The organism is Vibrio sp. 1457 (genome assembly GCF_033340195.1).
In the GTDB taxonomy this organism is placed as follows: Bacteria; Pseudomonadota; Gammaproteobacteria; order Enterobacterales; family Vibrionaceae; genus Vibrio; species Vibrio alginolyticus.
Map to the genome: position 1 here is coordinate 33740 of NZ_JAWOWA010000030.1, position 16913 is coordinate 50652.

Annotated in this window: 17 protein-coding genes; 14 read left to right on the forward strand and 3 right to left on the reverse strand. The window is 45.7% G+C overall.

Translation table 11 applies throughout. From position 1 onward, the window contains the following. Positions 1–77: 77 nt before the first annotated feature. The 3 genes from R7Z41_RS21350 to flgA form a co-directional block, all read right to left on the reverse strand. On the reverse strand, positions 78–503 hold the full coding sequence (locus R7Z41_RS21350) for a flagella synthesis protein FlgN (RefSeq protein ID WP_012842057.1): 426 nt from the start codon (positions 501–503) through the stop codon (positions 78–80). Positions 504–530: 27 nt separating this feature from the next. Beyond that, positions 531–845 carry a flagellar biosynthesis anti-sigma factor FlgM gene (gene flgM, locus R7Z41_RS21355; RefSeq protein WP_167415057.1) on the reverse strand — a complete coding sequence of 105 codons (315 nt, stop codon included), beginning with the start codon at positions 843–845 and terminating at the stop codon, positions 531–533. Positions 846–961: 116 nt separating this feature from the next. After that, complete coding sequence (gene flgA / locus R7Z41_RS21360; RefSeq protein WP_005382020.1) at positions 962–1708, reverse strand: flagellar basal body P-ring formation chaperone FlgA; 747 nt, start codon at positions 1706–1708, stop codon at positions 962–964. Positions 1709–1784: 76 nt separating this feature from the next. Between flgA and R7Z41_RS21365 the strand changes: the two genes are divergently transcribed. The 14 genes from R7Z41_RS21365 (at position 1785) to R7Z41_RS21430 (ending at position 16406) form a co-directional block, all read left to right on the forward strand. Next, positions 1785–2711, forward strand: coding sequence for a chemotaxis protein CheV (locus R7Z41_RS21365; RefSeq protein WP_005382022.1), 927 nt, complete (start codon positions 1785–1787; stop codon positions 2709–2711). Between the two features lie 11 nt (positions 2712–2722). Further along, positions 2723–3550 (forward strand): CheR family methyltransferase, encoded by an 828-nt coding sequence (locus tag R7Z41_RS21370; RefSeq protein WP_005382024.1) that lies wholly within the window; start codon positions 2723–2725, stop codon positions 3548–3550. Positions 3551–3853: 303 nt separating this feature from the next. Continuing rightward, positions 3854–4249 carry a flagellar basal body rod protein FlgB gene (gene flgB, locus R7Z41_RS21375; protein ID WP_005382026.1) on the forward strand — a complete coding sequence of 132 codons (396 nt, stop codon included), beginning with the start codon at positions 3854–3856 and terminating at the stop codon, positions 4247–4249. Between the two features lie 5 nt (positions 4250–4254). Further along, positions 4255–4668: a flagellar basal body rod protein FlgC gene (gene flgC / locus R7Z41_RS21380; protein WP_005393132.1), complete on the forward strand. Its 414-nt coding sequence runs from the start codon at positions 4255–4257 to the stop codon at positions 4666–4668. Positions 4669–4685: 17 nt separating this feature from the next. Then, positions 4686–5396, forward strand: coding sequence for a flagellar hook assembly protein FlgD (gene flgD, locus R7Z41_RS21385; protein ID WP_005382029.1), 711 nt, complete (start codon positions 4686–4688; stop codon positions 5394–5396). 30 nt (positions 5397–5426) lie between these two features. Beyond that, positions 5427–6740 carry a flagellar hook protein FlgE gene (flgE, locus tag R7Z41_RS21390; protein ID WP_005382030.1) on the forward strand — a complete coding sequence of 438 codons (1314 nt, stop codon included), beginning with the start codon at positions 5427–5429 and terminating at the stop codon, positions 6738–6740. A gap of 331 nt (positions 6741–7071) precedes the next feature. Beyond that, positions 7072–7821, forward strand: a complete 750-nt coding sequence (gene flgF, locus R7Z41_RS21395) for a flagellar basal-body rod protein FlgF (protein ID WP_005382031.1) — start codon at positions 7072–7074, stop codon at positions 7819–7821. Between the two features lie 18 nt (positions 7822–7839). After that, positions 7840–8628: a flagellar basal-body rod protein FlgG gene (gene flgG, locus R7Z41_RS21400; RefSeq protein ID WP_005382032.1), complete on the forward strand. Its 789-nt coding sequence runs from the start codon at positions 7840–7842 to the stop codon at positions 8626–8628. Positions 8629–8658: 30 nt separating this feature from the next. Beyond that, entirely contained in the window at positions 8659–9438 is a 780-nt protein-coding gene (gene flgH, locus R7Z41_RS21405; protein WP_206971051.1) for a flagellar basal body L-ring protein FlgH, read from the forward strand. 43 nt (positions 9439–9481) lie between these two features. Further along, a complete protein-coding gene (locus tag R7Z41_RS21410) occupies positions 9482–10573 on the forward strand; it encodes a flagellar basal body P-ring protein FlgI (RefSeq protein WP_005393118.1) in 1092 nt (363 codons plus the stop codon). A gap of 16 nt (positions 10574–10589) precedes the next feature. Next, a complete protein-coding gene (gene flgJ, locus R7Z41_RS21415) occupies positions 10590–11516 on the forward strand; it encodes a flagellar assembly peptidoglycan hydrolase FlgJ (protein WP_031779079.1) in 927 nt (308 codons plus the stop codon). Positions 11517–11676: 160 nt separating this feature from the next. After that, complete coding sequence (flgK, locus tag R7Z41_RS21420) at positions 11677–13617, forward strand: flagellar hook-associated protein FlgK (RefSeq protein ID WP_065274248.1); 1941 nt, start codon at positions 11677–11679, stop codon at positions 13615–13617. A 13-nt stretch (positions 13618–13630) separates the two neighbouring features. Continuing rightward, on the forward strand, positions 13631–14824 hold the full coding sequence (flgL, locus tag R7Z41_RS21425) for a flagellar hook-associated protein FlgL (protein ID WP_005382037.1): 1194 nt from the start codon (positions 13631–13633) through the stop codon (positions 14822–14824). A 427-nt stretch (positions 14825–15251) separates the two neighbouring features. Continuing rightward, positions 15252–16406, forward strand: a complete 1155-nt coding sequence (locus R7Z41_RS21430) for a flagellin (protein WP_005382038.1) — start codon at positions 15252–15254, stop codon at positions 16404–16406. Positions 16407–16913: the final 507 nt, after the last annotated feature.

Genomic DNA, 16913 nt, shown 5'->3' on the forward strand with positions numbered 1-16913 from the left:
CTTTCCCGCGGCTGATTGGCAACAATGAGTCGCTTTTTTATATCTACATTCTAGAGATGGTGGGGCAGGAGTGACGTTTAGGCTTTTATATTGGTGCCAAGTGTCGAAATAGTATGGGTTTTGCCACCGGCATTGTAGGTCATGCCCACTTTGCCATGAGTTCGCTGAAGCATGTTATTGAGTTTATTGAAACTCAGCTGTGCGCGACTAAGCGATTCACCATTTACTTTGTTGACTTGTTGACAGTCGAGGACGATCGATTGGATTTGAGCAACAACCTGACTTAGGTGCTCATCTTCAGTAAGTTGATTGACGTGCGGGTGAGAGGCGATTCGCTGATCAGTCGTTCTAAGCTGATCAATGAGTGTCATCTTCTGTTTGGCAATATTCTCAATCTCGGTAGAGACACGCGCCGTGATTGCTTGTGTTTCTTGGCGTAAAACAGCGGAAAGTGCCTTAGCATTTTCTAGCTGGAAATTAACGAGATCGACTAATGCTGCCATAAAATACTTACCTTCGGCCTAAGTCAGTTAGCTTTTGCCTTGCAATTCGTTTTCAAACTTAATCATGTTGTCAGCCAATTTTTCAGGATCGACTTTGTATGAACCGTTAGTGATAGCTTCTTTGATTGCTGCAACTTTGGCGCTGTCATATGCCGGAGAAGCTGCCATATCCTTCTGGAGTTTACTGACGGCTTTACTTTGCTGGCTGAGTGATACTGCGTCTTGTTGCGCTGGCGCTTTTTTTGATTCTGTCGTGCTGGTAGCATTGGAATCGTTACGTGCAGGTGCGCGACTTGTTGTCGTCATCATTTGCCCTGAACGTATATTATCTATACTTGCCATGTTTAACCTTTGCCTTGTATCGTAATACTGGTATCCAGACTATCGACCAGCGCAAAAATAACTTTAGTCATTTTTTGCATTTTTATTGATCAGTTTAAACACGCTACCAGTGGGTATTAAAAATTAACAGTGATTTCCGCAATGTCAGTCACTATGCCTTCTATTATACGTTGTGACTTATCATTTTTCACTCTTACTTGATCGCCAGCTGAACCATCCTGCAATGCTGTGCCTTGCGTTGTGATCGTCATGCCAGAATTCACCGCTTTGATAATGACCTTTTCATTTCGGCATACCACACAAACATCATTTCTCTCTACGACATCGCCTAAGCGAACATTACGCTTTAGCTTTGCCCCAACCACTTGATCGTAGCTAGAAAATCCATCTTTACGAAAGCGCTGTAGCTCGATCATGGAAGTGGTAACATCCGATGCGCTGACGATTTCTCCTCTCCCTAGTGTTCGTGTCGCGACGATCATTGGTACTGATACCGAGATCCTCACAGGGACATAGACTTTCCAGTCATCCGGTTGGCATTCCACTAACACATTGATGTTACTTCTCGTGCTGCTGGTGGAAGAGGCAGATGTATCTAACGGAACAGGGCAATCCGTTGCTTTTATTCTCGAGTCGATCTCTGCCGCATTAACAGATAGCTCGCCACCATCAGGCTGATCAACCGTAGCAAGAATATGTTGTTCTGCTGCTGTTTTTATTTGCTCGATCTGATTATCTGAAGCTGAATGAACAAAAAAGCTAAACATACTGAGCAAAATGCCGATAGACTTAGCGTACTTTGTAATTAGCGCTCTACATATTGTCATAGTCAATGGTGTCGAAGTGAAAGTGAAATACGCCATACTGTCTCCCTGGTATCGTGCTTGCCAGTGGTAGAGTATCATTTAAAAACAAAAAGTTTGAGATGGAGATGAGCATATGACGGGGATTCTTGACTCGGTGAATCAGCGTACGCAACTCGTCGGTCAGAACCGATTGGAATTATTGACCTTTCGACTGATGGGCCGACAGCGCTACGGCATTAACGTATTCAAAGTGAAAGAAGTACTACAGTGCCCTAAGCTGACTTCAATGCCAAATCTACACCCTCTGGTTAAAGGTATCGCTCATATCCGCGGCCATACCGTGTCCGTTATTGATTTGAGCCTGGCAATTGGTGGCCGCCCAACCACTGATTTAGATAAATGTTTTGTTGTTATTGCAGAATTTAACCGTACGATCCAAGCATTTTTGGTATCATCGGTTGAGCGTATTATCAATATGCATTGGGAAGCGATTTTGCCACCGCCAGACGGCGCAGGTAAAGCGCACTACTTGACTGCCGTGACAAACATTGACAATGAGCTGGTTGAAATCCTTGACGTTGAAAAAATCCTGGCAGAAATTGCGCCAGTTGATGAAACGATGGATTCCGCTATTGGCGAAGAAATCGCACAAGCAGAACAAGAAAAGCCTATTGTACGCCGCATACTGATTGCTGATGACTCGACGGTCGCGCGTAAACAGGTAGAGCGTGCGATTACATCCATCGGTTTTGAGGTCGTATCTGTCAAAGACGGCAAAGAAGCGTACAATAAGTTGATTGAAATGGCTCAAGAAGGCAATATCTACGATCAAATTTCGTTGGTTATTTCCGATATTGAAATGCCAGAAATGGACGGCTATACCTTAACGGCTGAAATTCGCAGACATGCAGATTTGAAAGACCTTTATGTTATCCTCCATTCTTCATTAAGTGGTGTATTCAACCAAGCTATGGTTGAGCGTGTAGGTGCCAACACCTTCATTGCGAAATTTAACCCAGATGAGTTGGGTAACGCGGTTAAATCTGCATTAACACAATAAAAGAGACATTAATGACTGCTATTACAATCAGTGATCAAGAGTATCGTGACTTTAGCCGTTTTCTAGAATCGCAATGTGGCATCGTGTTAGGTGATAGCAAGCAATACCTCGTGCGTAGCCGACTGAGTCCTTTAGTGACGAAGTTTAAGCTCGCATCGTTATCAGATTTGCTACGTGATGTTGTTACAGGGCGTAATCGAGAATTACGAGTCGCCGCTGTGGATGCGATGACGACTAACGAAACCTTGTGGTTTCGAGATACTTATCCGTTCACGGTTTTAGCTGACAAATTATTGCCAGAAGTAGCGGCAAGTAAGCGCCCAATTAAGATCTGGTCTGCTGCCAGTTCATCGGGCCAAGAACCGTATTCTATTGCAATGACGATCCTGGAAACGCAACAGCGCAAGCCGGGCTTGTTACCAAACGTGTCCATTACAGCCACAGATATTTCGGCAAGTATGCTCGAGATGTGTCGTGCAGGGGTGTACGACAACTTGGCTTTGGGTCGCGGGCTTTCACCAGAACGTCGTCGCACCTTCTTTGAAAATGCGGACGGTGGTCGCATGAAAGTCAAAGATAACGTCAAGCGTTTGGTGAACTTTCGTCCACAAAACTTGATGGACAGTTACGCACTGATGGGTAAGTTCGACATCATTTTCTGTCGTAACGTATTGATTTACTTTTCTCCAGAAATGAAATCTAAAGTGCTTAACCAAATGGCGAGCAGTTTAAACCCTGGTGGCTACTTGCTGTTAGGGGCATCAGAGTCGCTAACTGGTCTGACTGATAAATTTGAAATGGTGCGCTGTAATCCGGGCATCATTTACAAGCTTAAATAGCGGTATCTCTTCATTGATAGAAAAGCCTGACTTCGTGTCAGGCTTTTTTTGTTTGTTACCTTTCTGCGCCGAGCGCCTCATGTATCACTCAATTAGTTGAAGCGCGTTTTTGCCTTGTGCCCTCAACACGGTGTATCTTTATTAAGTGACAAAGTGATACGACATGACATTCCAGTTACTTTGGCTCACTTATTGCTATTTCAATTCACGGTAACCACTAGGTTGGTGTAATGCTTTAGGTTTTGGCATGCTAATTGCTTTTTGGTTATCAATCACGGTCAGTTCTTAATTGTAGAGGCAAACATGGCTATATCTTTTGACAATGCACTAGGCATCCACCAGCACACGGTGGGCGTACGTGAACGCAATGCAGAGGTGATTTCCACCAATATCGCACAAGCAAACACGCCTGGTTACAAAGCAAGAGGTTTAGACTTTGCGAAGGAATTGCAAGCGGCAACATCTGGGGCAAGCATTGGTCTTAGTCGCACAGATGGTCGGCATATTCCTGCCACTACAACGTTGGTTGGGGACAAGTTATATCGTCTTCCTACGCAACCAGATACGGGAGATGGCAACACGGTAGACTTGGATTTAGAGCGTAACTTGTTTATGCAAAACCAAATCAGACACCAAGCATCACTCGACTTTCTAGGCAGCAAATTCAAGAACTTAACCAAAGCAATCAAAGGGGAATAATTTAGATGAGCTTATTTAACGTTTTCAATGTGACAGGTTCCGCAATGAGCGCTGAATCCGTTCGTCTGAATACTACCTCAAGCAACTTGGCGAACGCCGACAGTGTCAGCAGCTCTGCGAAAGACACTTACAAAGCGCGTCATGCAGTGTTTGGTGCAGAGTTAAGTAACGCCATGCGTGGCGGTGATACGGTGCCAGTGAAAGTGATGGGTATTGTAGAAAGTGATAAACCGCTGAGTGCGGAGTACAACCCAGATCATCCCCTTGCAAACGAAGAAGGCTACATTTACAAGCCTAACGTCAATGTAATGGAAGAAATGGCAAACATGATTTCAGCTTCTCGTGCATACCAAACTAATGTACAGGTCGCTGATTCTAGTAAACAAATGCTGCTGCGTACGCTGCAGATGGGTCAATAAGGATAAGGGGGTAGCGTATGGCCGGAATTAACAACGTTGGTCAAAGCGGCTTGTCCTATATCGACCAGCTTAAAAGTCTACAAGAGAGTAACAAGAAAGCGGAAGAGAGCACGGGTAAGCAGGATCTAAAACAGGAAGACTTCTTATCATTGCTCACGAAGCAACTGTCTCAGCAAGACCCTTTTAAGCCGGTGAGTAATGACCAGATGATTGCGCAAATGGCTTCATTTGCGACCGTTGATGGCATTGGCAAGATGAACACTCAGTTTGAGAGTTTGAATTCGTCAATGACATCAAATCAAGCGTTACAAGCTTCCTCTTTGGTAGGGCGTGACGTATTGGTCCCAGGAGCAGCAGGTGTGAAGCAGGACGACGCACCAATGGCGGCAATGGTTAAGCTTTCACAATCTATCGATAATCTGTTTGTTCGTGTAGAGGATGAAGCTGGCCAACTGGTTCGTACCTTTGAGGTAGGGGCGAAACCAGCCGGCGACACGCGTGTGCTTTGGGACGGTAAAGATGAAAGCGGAAATCCACTGCCAGCTGGCAAATACAAAGTGAAAGCGTCTGGCTTAGTTGAAGGGGAGTCGCAAGAGTTCCCAGTATCGACGTATGCCAACGTAAACAGCGTATTGCTTGGCAAAGGTGACGGAAACGTATTACTCAATCTGGCTGGTTTTGAGTCGCCAGTTCGACTTGCAGAAGTATTGGAAGTCGGCAAAGCGTAGTCATAGCTCGCTAGATTAGGAGATTTTGGAATGTCATATGTATCTTTAAGCGGTTTGTCCGCCGCCCAACTGGATTTGAACACCACCAGTAACAACATTGCGAACGCCAACACTTACGGCTTTAAAGAGTCCCGTGCTGAGTTTGCTGATGTCTACTCTAACTCTTTATTTACTAACGCAAAAACCACACCGGGTGGTGGTGCGCAAGCAAGCCAAGTGGCACAGCAGTTCCATGAAGGCTCTAGCATTTACACCAACAACCCAATGGATTTGCGTGTTTCGGGGACAGGTTTTTTCGCTGTAGCGAAAGAGCGTCTAACTCCACAACAGAATGAACTGACACGTAATGGTGCATTTCACTTAAATAAAGAAAACTACATGGTGACCGCGAACGACGAGTTCTTATTAGGTTACCAAGTGGACCCAAGCTCTGGTGAGGTTTCTTCATACGAGCCACAACCTATCAATATTCCTGCTGAATTTGGTAAGCCAAAGCAAACAGCAAACATTGAAGTGGGCGTGAACTTGCCAGCTAACGGCGATTTGAAAGATCCGACTCAGTTTGATTTTTCAGACCCAGATACATACAACCGTTCAACTTCTTCGACTATTTATGACTCGATGGGTCAGTCTTACAAGCTAACGACGTACTACTTGAAAGATCAGACTCAGCCAAACACGTGGAACACTTACTACACCGTGACAGATAAAGAAGGTGAAAAGCCTTTAAATGTTGCGGCAGGTGATGCACAAACGCCAACAGGCCATGTGGGTCATACCATGAAGTTCAACAACGATGGTACGTTGGCGAGCTTGAACAATGGTCAGCCAATTACGTCTGTGGCATTAGGCGATCCGGCGACGAACACGACACCAGTCGATATGAATGGTGCCGATCCTGCGCAGACGCTTAACTTCGGCTTAGGCTCAGCAACACAGTTTGCGGCTCCGTTCGAACTGACTAAGTTTGACGAAGACGGTGCAACAACGGGCTTCCTAACCAAAGTTGACTTCGATGAAAACGGCAGCGTATTGGGAACTTACTCAAACGGTGAAAACGTTACATTGGGTCGTGTTGCTCTCGTACGTGTTCCAAACGAGCAAGGTCTGGATAAGAAAGGCGGCACTCAATGGGATTCAACGCAGTTCTCGGGTGACAAGATCTGGGGTGAATCAAATAAAGGCTCTTTCGGCACCATCAATAACGGTATGCTGGAACAGTCAAACATTGATATGACGCAGGAGTTGGTGGACCTGATCTCTGCTCAGCGTAACTTCCAAGCAAACTCACGTTCGCTAGAAGTACACAACCAACTACAACAGAATATCTTACAGATCCGCTAGAGCACTAGCTGGGTCATTCGATACTCTGCTTGAGTAAGCAATGGCGTGTGATTGCTTCTTAGTAATTACCGCTTTGTTCATTTTCATCATGACATTCATCTGATGCTTAGCCTGAATACACCTCACTCAGGCTAAGCATGCTTTGATCTACGATTTGCCGCTGTTGCCGCCGTATGGATCAAAACCTTGCCTCTCGTTACAGTTTTCTGCCTCTATTGACCTCTTTTCATTGTTGATTTTTAATTCAAAGTATTGATTGATAAGTCTATTTTTGTTTTGGCATAACTATTGCTTTTTACTCCGTGTACAGAGAGATTTTTTGGAGTAATTTATGGATCGCGCACTGTTTCTCGCAATGAGTGGCGCCAAGCAAAATATGCAGGCACTACAATTGCGCGCTAATAACTTGGCTAACGTAAGCACGACCGGATTTCGGGCTGATTTAGCACAGGCTCGCTCAATGCAGGCTTATGGTGAAGGCCATCCTTCACGTGTATTCAGCATGACAGAGCGTCCAGGGCATAACTTTGCTCAAGGTAGCGTGATTACAACAGGGCGTGATCTGGATGTGACGATTGAAGGCAGCGGTTGGATATCGGTACTCGATCATACAGGGAAAGAAGGGTTGACCCGTAACGGCAACCTAAAAGTCGATCAAAATGGCATGCTTACCAACGCAAGTGGTCATTTGGTGCTGGGTGAAAACGACGCGCCGATTACTTTGCCTATCCCTCTCTCCAAAATTGAAATCGGTCGGGATGGCACCATCTCTGTACTTCCTCAAGGTGCCCCGGCAGAAGAATTCCAAGCGGTTGATCGCATTAAGCTCGTTAAGCCTAATGATCAAAGCTTGTTTAAAGACACCAATGGCTTATTTCGCCATAAAACTCCAAACCAACCTTACGAAGCAGACGCGACTGTTAGTCTCCAGACGGGAGCGATAGAAGGCAGTAACGTGAATGCCGTAGGTGAAATGACCGCATTGATTGACTTACAACGTCAGTTTGAAATGCAAGTCAAGATGATGAGCACAGCTGAAGAAATGGATAAATCTTCAGATTCACTGCTTCGTATGAGTTAACAGAGTTAGAGGTTCACTATGCATCCAGCACTATGGGTAAGTAAAACAGGTCTAGACGCCCAACAAACCAACATTGCCACGATTTCGAACAACTTGGCGAACGCTTCTACTGTCGGCTACAAAAAGAGCCGTGCAGTATTCGAAGATTTGTTCTATCAGAACATCAACCAACCTGGCGGCCAGTCATCTCAGAACACGGAACTGCCAAGTGGTTTGATGTTAGGTGCGGGTTCTAAAGTGGTTGCGACGCAAAAAGTGCACACGCACGGCAATGCACAGACAACGACCAACGCACTGGACATGATGGTGGAAGGCGACGGTTTTTTCCAAGTGACATTGCCGGACGGCAACATCGGTTATACCCGTAACGGTCAGTTCACGCTAAATGGTGAAGGCACGTTAGTCACGTCGGGTTCTGGCTACCCTGTAGAGCCTGAAATTGTGATTCCAGAAGATGCGATTTCTATTACTGTCGGTACGGATGGTGAAGTGTCGGTTCGCGTCCGAGGTCAGCAAGACAACCAAGTCGTTGGTCAGCTAACCATTACAGATTTTGTTAACCCGGGCGGCCTAGAGCCAATTGGTCAGAACCTTTACTTACCAACGGGTGCCAGTGGCGATCCACAAGAGGGTGTTCCTGGTTTGGACGGTTTGGGTGAAATTCGTCAATCCATGCTGGAAGCGTCCAACGTGAATGTAACGGAAGAGTTGGTCAACATGATCGAAGCCCAGCGCGTTTACGAAATGAACTCAAAAGTGATCTCGTCAGTCGATAAAATGATGAGCTTCGTTAACCAGCAATTGTAACGATTAAGAGCAAGATTTGAGGAGCTCACGATGAAACGTATTTGCCTACTCGCTTTGATTGCTACGATGTCGGGCTGTGCCATGTTGGAACCGATTGAAACGGATGAAGTGACACAAGCAACCACTGTGGTCGACGCAGTAGAAGGCGATAAATCGAAAGAAGAGAGCAGCGGTATTGTAGATACTTTACGTGGTAGAAGCGATCCGGTTGCTGGCGACCCTGCTTGGGCTCCAATTCATCCGAAAAACAAACCTGAGCATTATGCTGCTGCAACAGGTTCGTTGTTTAGCGCCGAGCACATTACCGATCTCTATGACGATTCTAAACCACGTGGTATTGGCGACATTATTACCGTAACACTGGATGAGACAACCAGTGCGACGAAAAGCGCAAATGCCGATTTATCGAAAACCAATGAAGCGCAAATGAACCCGCTTCAAGTGGGCGGAGAAGAGCTGCAAATTGGCGGAAAATATAATTTCTCTTATGACTTAAACAATTCCAACTCATTTGCAGGTGACTCTTCTGCAAAGCAGAGCAACAGCATCAGTGGTTACATCACTGTTGAGGTGATTGAAGTACTGGCAAACGGGAACCTCGTGATCCGCGGTGAGAAGTGGATGACGCTAAATACAGGTGATGAGTACATACGTTTAAGTGGCACTATTCGTCCGGATGATATTAATTTCGACAACACCATTGCATCAAATCGTGTTTCTAACGCAAGAATTCAATACTCAGGGACTGGTTTTCAACAAGATATGCAAGAGCCAGGCTTCTTGGCACGATTCTTTAATGTAGCGCTATAACACGCCGTTCTGACGGCAATTTGACTGCAAGAGATAAGTAAGCATGAAAAAACTCCTTTTAGTACTGATGAGCGTTGCTCTGTTTTCTACCGTAGCCCAAGCCGCACGTATCAAAGACGTCGCGCAAGTGGCAGGTGTACGAAGCAACCAACTCGTGGGTTATGGTTTGGTTTCAGGCTTACCTGGTACGGGTGAAGCGAACCCGTTTACAGAGCAAAGTTTCGCCGCCATGCTGCAAAACTTCGGCATTCAGATGCCGCCGGGCACAAAGCCAAAAATTAAAAACGTTGCCGCAGTCATGGTTACGGCAGAGTTGCCGCCTTTCTCTAAACCGGGTCAGCAAGTGGACGTGACTGTCTCTTCCATCGGAAGTGCTAAAAGTTTGCGTGGTGGTACGCTACTACAAACGTTCCTCAAAGGTCTCGACGGCCAAGTTTACGCGGTTGCTCAAGGTAACTTAGTGGTGAGCGGCTTCAGTGCTGAAGGCGCTGACGGTTCTAAAATCGTAGGTAACAATCCAACCGTTGGTCTTATCTCTAGTGGTGCGACAGTAGAGCGAGAAATTCCAAACCCATTTGGTCGTGGTGATTACATCACGTTCAACTTGCTTGAGTCAGACTTCACAACGGCTCAACGTATGGCGGATGCTGTAAACAACTTCCTTGGCCCACAAATGGCGAGCGCTGTTGACGCGACATCAGTGCGCGTGCGTGCTCCTCGTGACGTCAGTCAGCGTGTTGCGTTCTTATCGGCAATCGAAAACCTAGAATTCGACCCGGCAGATGGTGCAGCCAAAATCATCGTTAACTCACGAACGGGCACTATTGTAGTTGGTAAGCATGTACGTCTTAAACCAGCAGCAGTAACGCATGGCGGCATGACGGTTGCGATCAAAGAAAACCTGAATGTTAGCCAACCTAACGGCTTTTCTGGTGGGCAAACCGTAGTCGTACCAGACTCGGATATCGAAGTCAGCGAAGAGCAAGGAAAAATGTTTAAGTTCGAACCAGGCTTAACGTTGGATGATTTGGTCCGTGCCGTGAACCAAGTCGGGGCTGCGCCTTCGGACTTGATGGCAATTTTACAAGCATTGAAGCAAGCTGGTGCCATTGAAGGCCAGTTGATCATCATTTAATGGTTAGGAGGTAGGTATAATGAACAATCCTAACGACATTGGTTTTATCCATGACATCAGTTCTCTGGACACTCTGCGTCAAAAAGCAGTGAAAGAGGGAAAAGATGGCGAGCAAGAAGCATTGCATGCGGCTGCTCGTCAGTTCGAATCGATCTTCACCTCCATGATGTTGAAATCCATGCGTGAAGCCAATGAGGGCTTTGAGTCCAACATGATGAACAGCCAAAACGAGAAGTTCTACCGACAAATGTTGGATGAACAGATGGCGAGTGAATTGAGTTCGTCTGGTTCAATGGGACTGGCCGATATGATTGTTAAGCAATTAACGGCTGGGCAAGGGAACGACAAAAAAGAAACGGCTATGCGTGATGCGGCAAACAATGCTGCGGAATATCGTCGTGTTGACCCGAAAAAAGCGCGCGAGATTGAACAGCGCTTGATTGAATCTGGTCAACTATCTCGACCAAGCAATGAACCCACTCGATTCGATTCACCAGAATCCTTTGTTAACTCGATGAAGCCATACGCGGAGAAAGCTGCGAAAGCCCTAGGTGTCGAGCCATCTTTGCTACTTGCGCAAGCCGCTTTGGAAACGGGGTGGGGACAAAAGGTCGTGAAGAACGCGCGTGGCAGCAGCAACAACTTATTTAATATCAAAGCAGATCGAAGCTGGCAGGGTGACAAAGTGACGACGCAAACTTTAGAGTTCCACGATAACACGCCAGTGAAAGAGACGGCGGCGTTTCGCTCCTACTCAAGTTACGAAGACAGCTTTAATGACTTTGTACGATTTTTGAATGACAACCCACGTTACGAGACAGCATTGCAGCAACGCGGGAATTCAGAGTCGTTTATTCGCGGTATCCACAGTGCGGGTTACGCGACCGATCCGAACTACGCAGATAAAGTCCTGCAGGTGAAGGATAAAATCGAAAGTATGTAATGTCTCTGCGCCAATTTATGACGTTCTCGAAGGCTTGCCATAGTGCAAGCCTTCACTTTATCTGAATATCTACGCCTTTCTATCACTTGGCACATCTTTTGCTTTTAACGTGTCTAGGTGATCGGTTTTGCCGATTTATATTTCGTTTTTGGGGGCACGTATGGCGTCAGATCTTCTGAATGTAGGTACTCAAAGTGTGCTTACTGCTCAGAGACAATTAAACACCACTGGTCATAACATTTCTAATGTTAATACAGAGGGTTATAGCCGTCAGTCTGTTATCCAAGGCACGAATGATCCGCGCATGTTTGGTGGTTCTACCTACGGCATGGGTGTGCATGTGGAAAATGTTCGCCGCTCGTGGGATCAGTTTGCCGTGAATGAACTGAACCTGTCGTCGACCAACAATGCCAACAAAACGGATACCCAAGACAATCTTGATATGCTCTCTAGCATGTTGAGTTCAGTGGCATCGAAGAAAATTCCTGAGAACCTGAATGAGTGGTTCGATGCGGTAAAAACCATGGCAGATACCCCGAACGATTTAGGGGCACGAAAAGTGGTATTGGAAAAGGCGAAAATCTTCTCTGATACATTAAATGATTTCCACGAAACCGTTCGACTGCAATCTGATGTCACCAATAAAAAATTGGATATGGGCATTGAGCGCGTTAACCAACTTGCGTTGGAAATTCGAGATATTCATCGACTGATGATGCGTACCCCCGGTCCACATAATGACCTGATGGATCAGCATGAAAAGCTGGTTACTGAGCTGTCAGAGTACACCAAAGTTACCGTAACCCCACGCAAAAATGCGGAAGGGTTTAATGTTCATATCGGCAATGGACACACTCTTGTTTCTGGCACGGAAGCAAGCCAGCTCAAAATGATCGATGGCTATCCGGATGTTCATCAAAGACGATTAGCAATGGTGGAAGGGAATGGCATTAAAGCGATCAAGTCTGATGATATGGATGGCAAAATCGGCGCTTTACTTGAAATGCGCGACAAACACATCCCACAACTGCAAGATGAAATGGGCCGTTTAGCGACGGGCTTTTCCTACAAAATTAATCAGCTGCAATCTCAAGGTCTGGATCTCAACGGTAAGATAGGTAAAGACGTATTTACCGACGTGAACTCTGAGCTGGTGGCAAAATCTCGAGTTTTTGCTGCGCCTGACTCCCAAGCTGATGTTGCGGTTTACATCGAGGACATTTCCGCGATCAAAGGTGGTGAATATTCGCTGCGTTATGATGGCGACCAATACAGCGTGACAACACCGAAAGGTGAGCAAATGTCGTTGAACATCGACCGTTCGGATTCGTCGTTTGTTCTGGATGGTATGAAAGTGCAAATTGGTGAAGGCCTTGCCGCCGGTGAGCGCGTATTGCTACGCCCAACGAGAAGTGGTGCAGCCATCATAAAGATGGAAACCAATGACGCAAAAGCTATTGCCGCACAAAGTTATGAAGCCTCAACCACTTTTGCCCAAGGTAACGCCAAGTTTAAAATTCGTGAGGCGGGGGATGTTAAAGAGTTTGAGGTTACCGTACAACCAGCCGACGAGAAGCATGATAAGCCGTGGTTAAAGATCACGGATAACAAGGGTAATTTACTATCGGACAAATACTCATATCCGTTAGATAAAGATAACCCGATGATTGAAATCTCAGTGCCGAAAAGCCATCCGCTGTATAAAAACGGCGATGCAACCGTGTTTGAGTTGAGCGAAGGCGCACTGATGAATGATAAATTCACCGCAAACTTGGTGCCTTCTGAAGGTGGTAACGGCAACTTGAGAAAAATGCAGAAGATCCAAACAGACAAGATGATGGATGGAAAATCCAGTACCTTGATCGATGTTTATCATAACCTCAATACCGAAGTTGGACTGAAGTCTTCTACAGCAAACCGTTTAGCCTCCGTCGCTCGTTTAGAGCATGAAGCGGCGCAAGAGCGCGTTGCTTCTATTTCTGGTGTTAACCTCGATGAAGAAGCGGCCAACATGATGAAGTTTCAACAAGCGTACATGGCTTCATCACGTGTGATGCAAGCGGCGAATGATACCTTCAATACCATTTTACAACTGAGGTAAGGAGAAGAGATAAGTGCTAACCCGAATTTCTAGTTTCCATAACTATCAGTCCGTACAAAATGATCTGCGTCGTCAAGAGAATAAGGTTCACCACAACCAAGAGCAACTTGCTTCAGGGAAAAAGTTACTGAAACCTAGTGACGACCCCCTCGCTGCGCATTACATCCAAAACATTAGTCAGCAACAAGAACAGCTACAACAATATCTTAGCTCGATAGTGTTGGTGCGTAATCGTCTAGAAAACCACGAAGTTAATATCGCCAATGCGGAGAATTTTGCCGACGAGTCGAAGCGCTTAACGATGGAGATGATTAACGGTGCCTTTTCTGCTGAAGACCGACAAGCAAAGAAGCGTGAGCTAGAGGAGATTGCGAACAACTTCCTTAACTTGGTGAACTCGCAAGATGAATCTGGTAACTACGTGTTTGCTGGCACTAAGCCAAAAAGCCAACCATTTTATCGCGATAAAGATGGTAGCGTGCAATACGCTGGGGACGATTATCAGCGCAAAATGAAAGTCTCCAGCATGCTTGAGATGCCAATGAACGATCCCGGCAGCAAGCTGTTTATGGAGATACCAAACCCATTTGGCGACTATCAGCCGAATTACGATCTACAAAACGGCTCTGAGCTGTTGCTAAACAAAGCTACTAACGTTGACGCTAAGGATGATGCGGCGTATCGCGTGACATTTGTCGATATGAATAACGGCAAATTTGGTTACCAATTAGAGCGTAACGGCAAAGTAGTGGATGCCGATGAGTTTTCACCAGAGAAAGGGATTGAATACAAAGGCCTGAAAGTGCACGTAAAAGGCCAAATTACGCCTGGTGACAGCATTGAGATCGAAAAGCGGGCAGAGTTCAGCATTTTCGATACCTTCAAGGATGCAATGGCATGGTCAGACAAATCGGTTTCGGATACGTCGGCGACTGCTAAATTGCACCAAATGACAGAAGAATTCCACGCTGCTTTTATCCATTTGAATAAAGCGCGTACAGATGCCGGTGCTCGATTGAGTACGCTGGATATCCAAGAGCAAAATCATGAAGACTTTAATTTGTCTCTCGCAAAAGCGAAGAGCAACTTTGAGGACTTGGATTACTCTAAAGCCGTGATCGAGTTCAGTGAAAACTCGCGAGCGTTACAGGCATCGCAACAAGCATTCGGTAAGACCAAAGATCTAACGTTGTTTAACTACATCTAGTATGACACTCATACACATTGTCTGATTTTGATGCCTTATGTGCAAAGCCTTAAGCGCGATAAGTCGACGTAACCTGAGAGTCTGAGATGTCATGCGGCACGATTTTACCCAAAGCGGCAATGATGCGGGAGGCAAGTCGGGCGGCAACAGGGCAGCGTTCAATACCCTTGGGCTAAGATGAGTCTGACAAACCGGAAATAGCTTAATGATAAAGCTAACTTATTGTTTATTTGATTCTTTTAAAAGTAGTTAAATAATTTACGCAAGTTGGCACACAAATTGTATTGAAAATATCAGAACAGATTTAGAGATTCTAAACCCTGCGTTTAAGGCAGATTTAGCAAGTAACTTTTACGGTCAGTGCTTATCCAAATGAGAGTAAAGCTGGCCGCTTCGCAAAAGCTTGCGAACTCAACAGGAGAGCAAAATGGCTGTAACAGTTAGTACTAACGTCTCCGCGATGACCGCGCAGCGTTACCTAAACAAAGCGACTGATGAATTAAACACGTCGATGGAGCGCTTATCTTCAGGACATAAGATTAACAGTGCAAAAGATGATGCGGCAGGTCTACAGATCTCTAACCGCTTAACTGCACAGTCTCGTGGCCTAGATGTCGCAATGCGTAACGCGAACGATGGTATCTCGATTGCACAAACCGCTGAAGGTGCGATGAATGAGGCAACCTCTGTCATGCAACGAATGCGTGACCTTGCGATTCAATCATCGAACGGTACTAACTCTCCAGCTGAGCGTCAGGCGATCAACGAAGAGTCAATGGCATTGATTGACGAGCTAAACCGTATTGCAGAAACCACTTCATTTGGTGGTCGTCGTCTATTGAACGGCTCATTCGGTGAAGCAGCATTCCAGATTGGTGCGAGCTCAGGTGAAGCCATGATCATGGGACTCACCAGCATTCGTGCGGACGATACTCGCATGGGCGGTGTGACCTTCTTATCTGAAAATGGTAAAGATAAAAACTGGAGCGTTGACCCAGCTAAATCTGACTTGAAGATCACGCTACCAGGTATGGGTGAAGACGAAGACGGCAATGTTGATGATCTAGAAATCAACATTAATGCCAAAGCGGGCGACGACATCGAAGAGCTTGCCACTTACATTAATGGTCAGTCTGATATGATTAATGCGTCTGTAAGTGAAGATGGCAAGTTGCAAGTTTTTGTCGCGCATCCAAACGTTCAGGGTGAGATTTCTATTTCTGGTGGATTAGCATCTGAGCTTGGCCTGAGTGATGAACCTATCAGAACGTCAGTACAAGATATTGATATGACCACGGTACAAGGTTCTCAAAACGCGATTTCTGTGCTGGATTCGGCACTGAAATACGTAGACTCGCAACGTGCAGACTTAGGTGCGAAGCAAAACCGTCTGAGTCACAGCATCAACAACTTGGCAAACATCCAAGAAAACGTTGACGCATCGAACAGCCGAATTAAAGATACAGATTTTGCGAAAGAAACCACGCAAATGACCAAAGCACAAATTTTGCAACAAGCAGGTACATCGATTCTTGCTCAAGCGAAACAGTTGCCAAACTCTGCAATGTCACTATTGCAGTAGTTTACTTAGCCTGTACTCAATACATTCAGACGTGGATGGGAATGCAGGCTTTTGGCAAGCAGCTTTACAATAGAATGAGCGGCTCTCTCATCTCTCACCTGCCAATCATTTTCAATGTAAAGTTGCACTCGGTATGCCGGAAATGTGTTCATTTCTCTTGATCTCCACATAGGCTCTGGCGACCAACCTAGCCCCAGTTCTCTCAAAGGAAAAGGGGCTTTTTCTTTTCTAATCTTCACGTCTATCGTCTGCGAACTTACCTTTAATTGTTTCCTTTTGCTGATTTTCTATACAATTTAGCCCTCTCGGCTCGATTTGTGGAAACTTGAGCACTTTTTCTTACTTTTCTTCAATTTTATTAGCTAAATCTCGCAATGTTATTTTTTTAAACTTTTTTCTAAAGCTTCTGAATTTGGTGTCGTTAATAGAGGTAACTTTGAGAGAACTACTTGGTTTTCCGAGACGTCGGAAACCGCTACACCGGAAAATCAATTGGAGAAATCACCA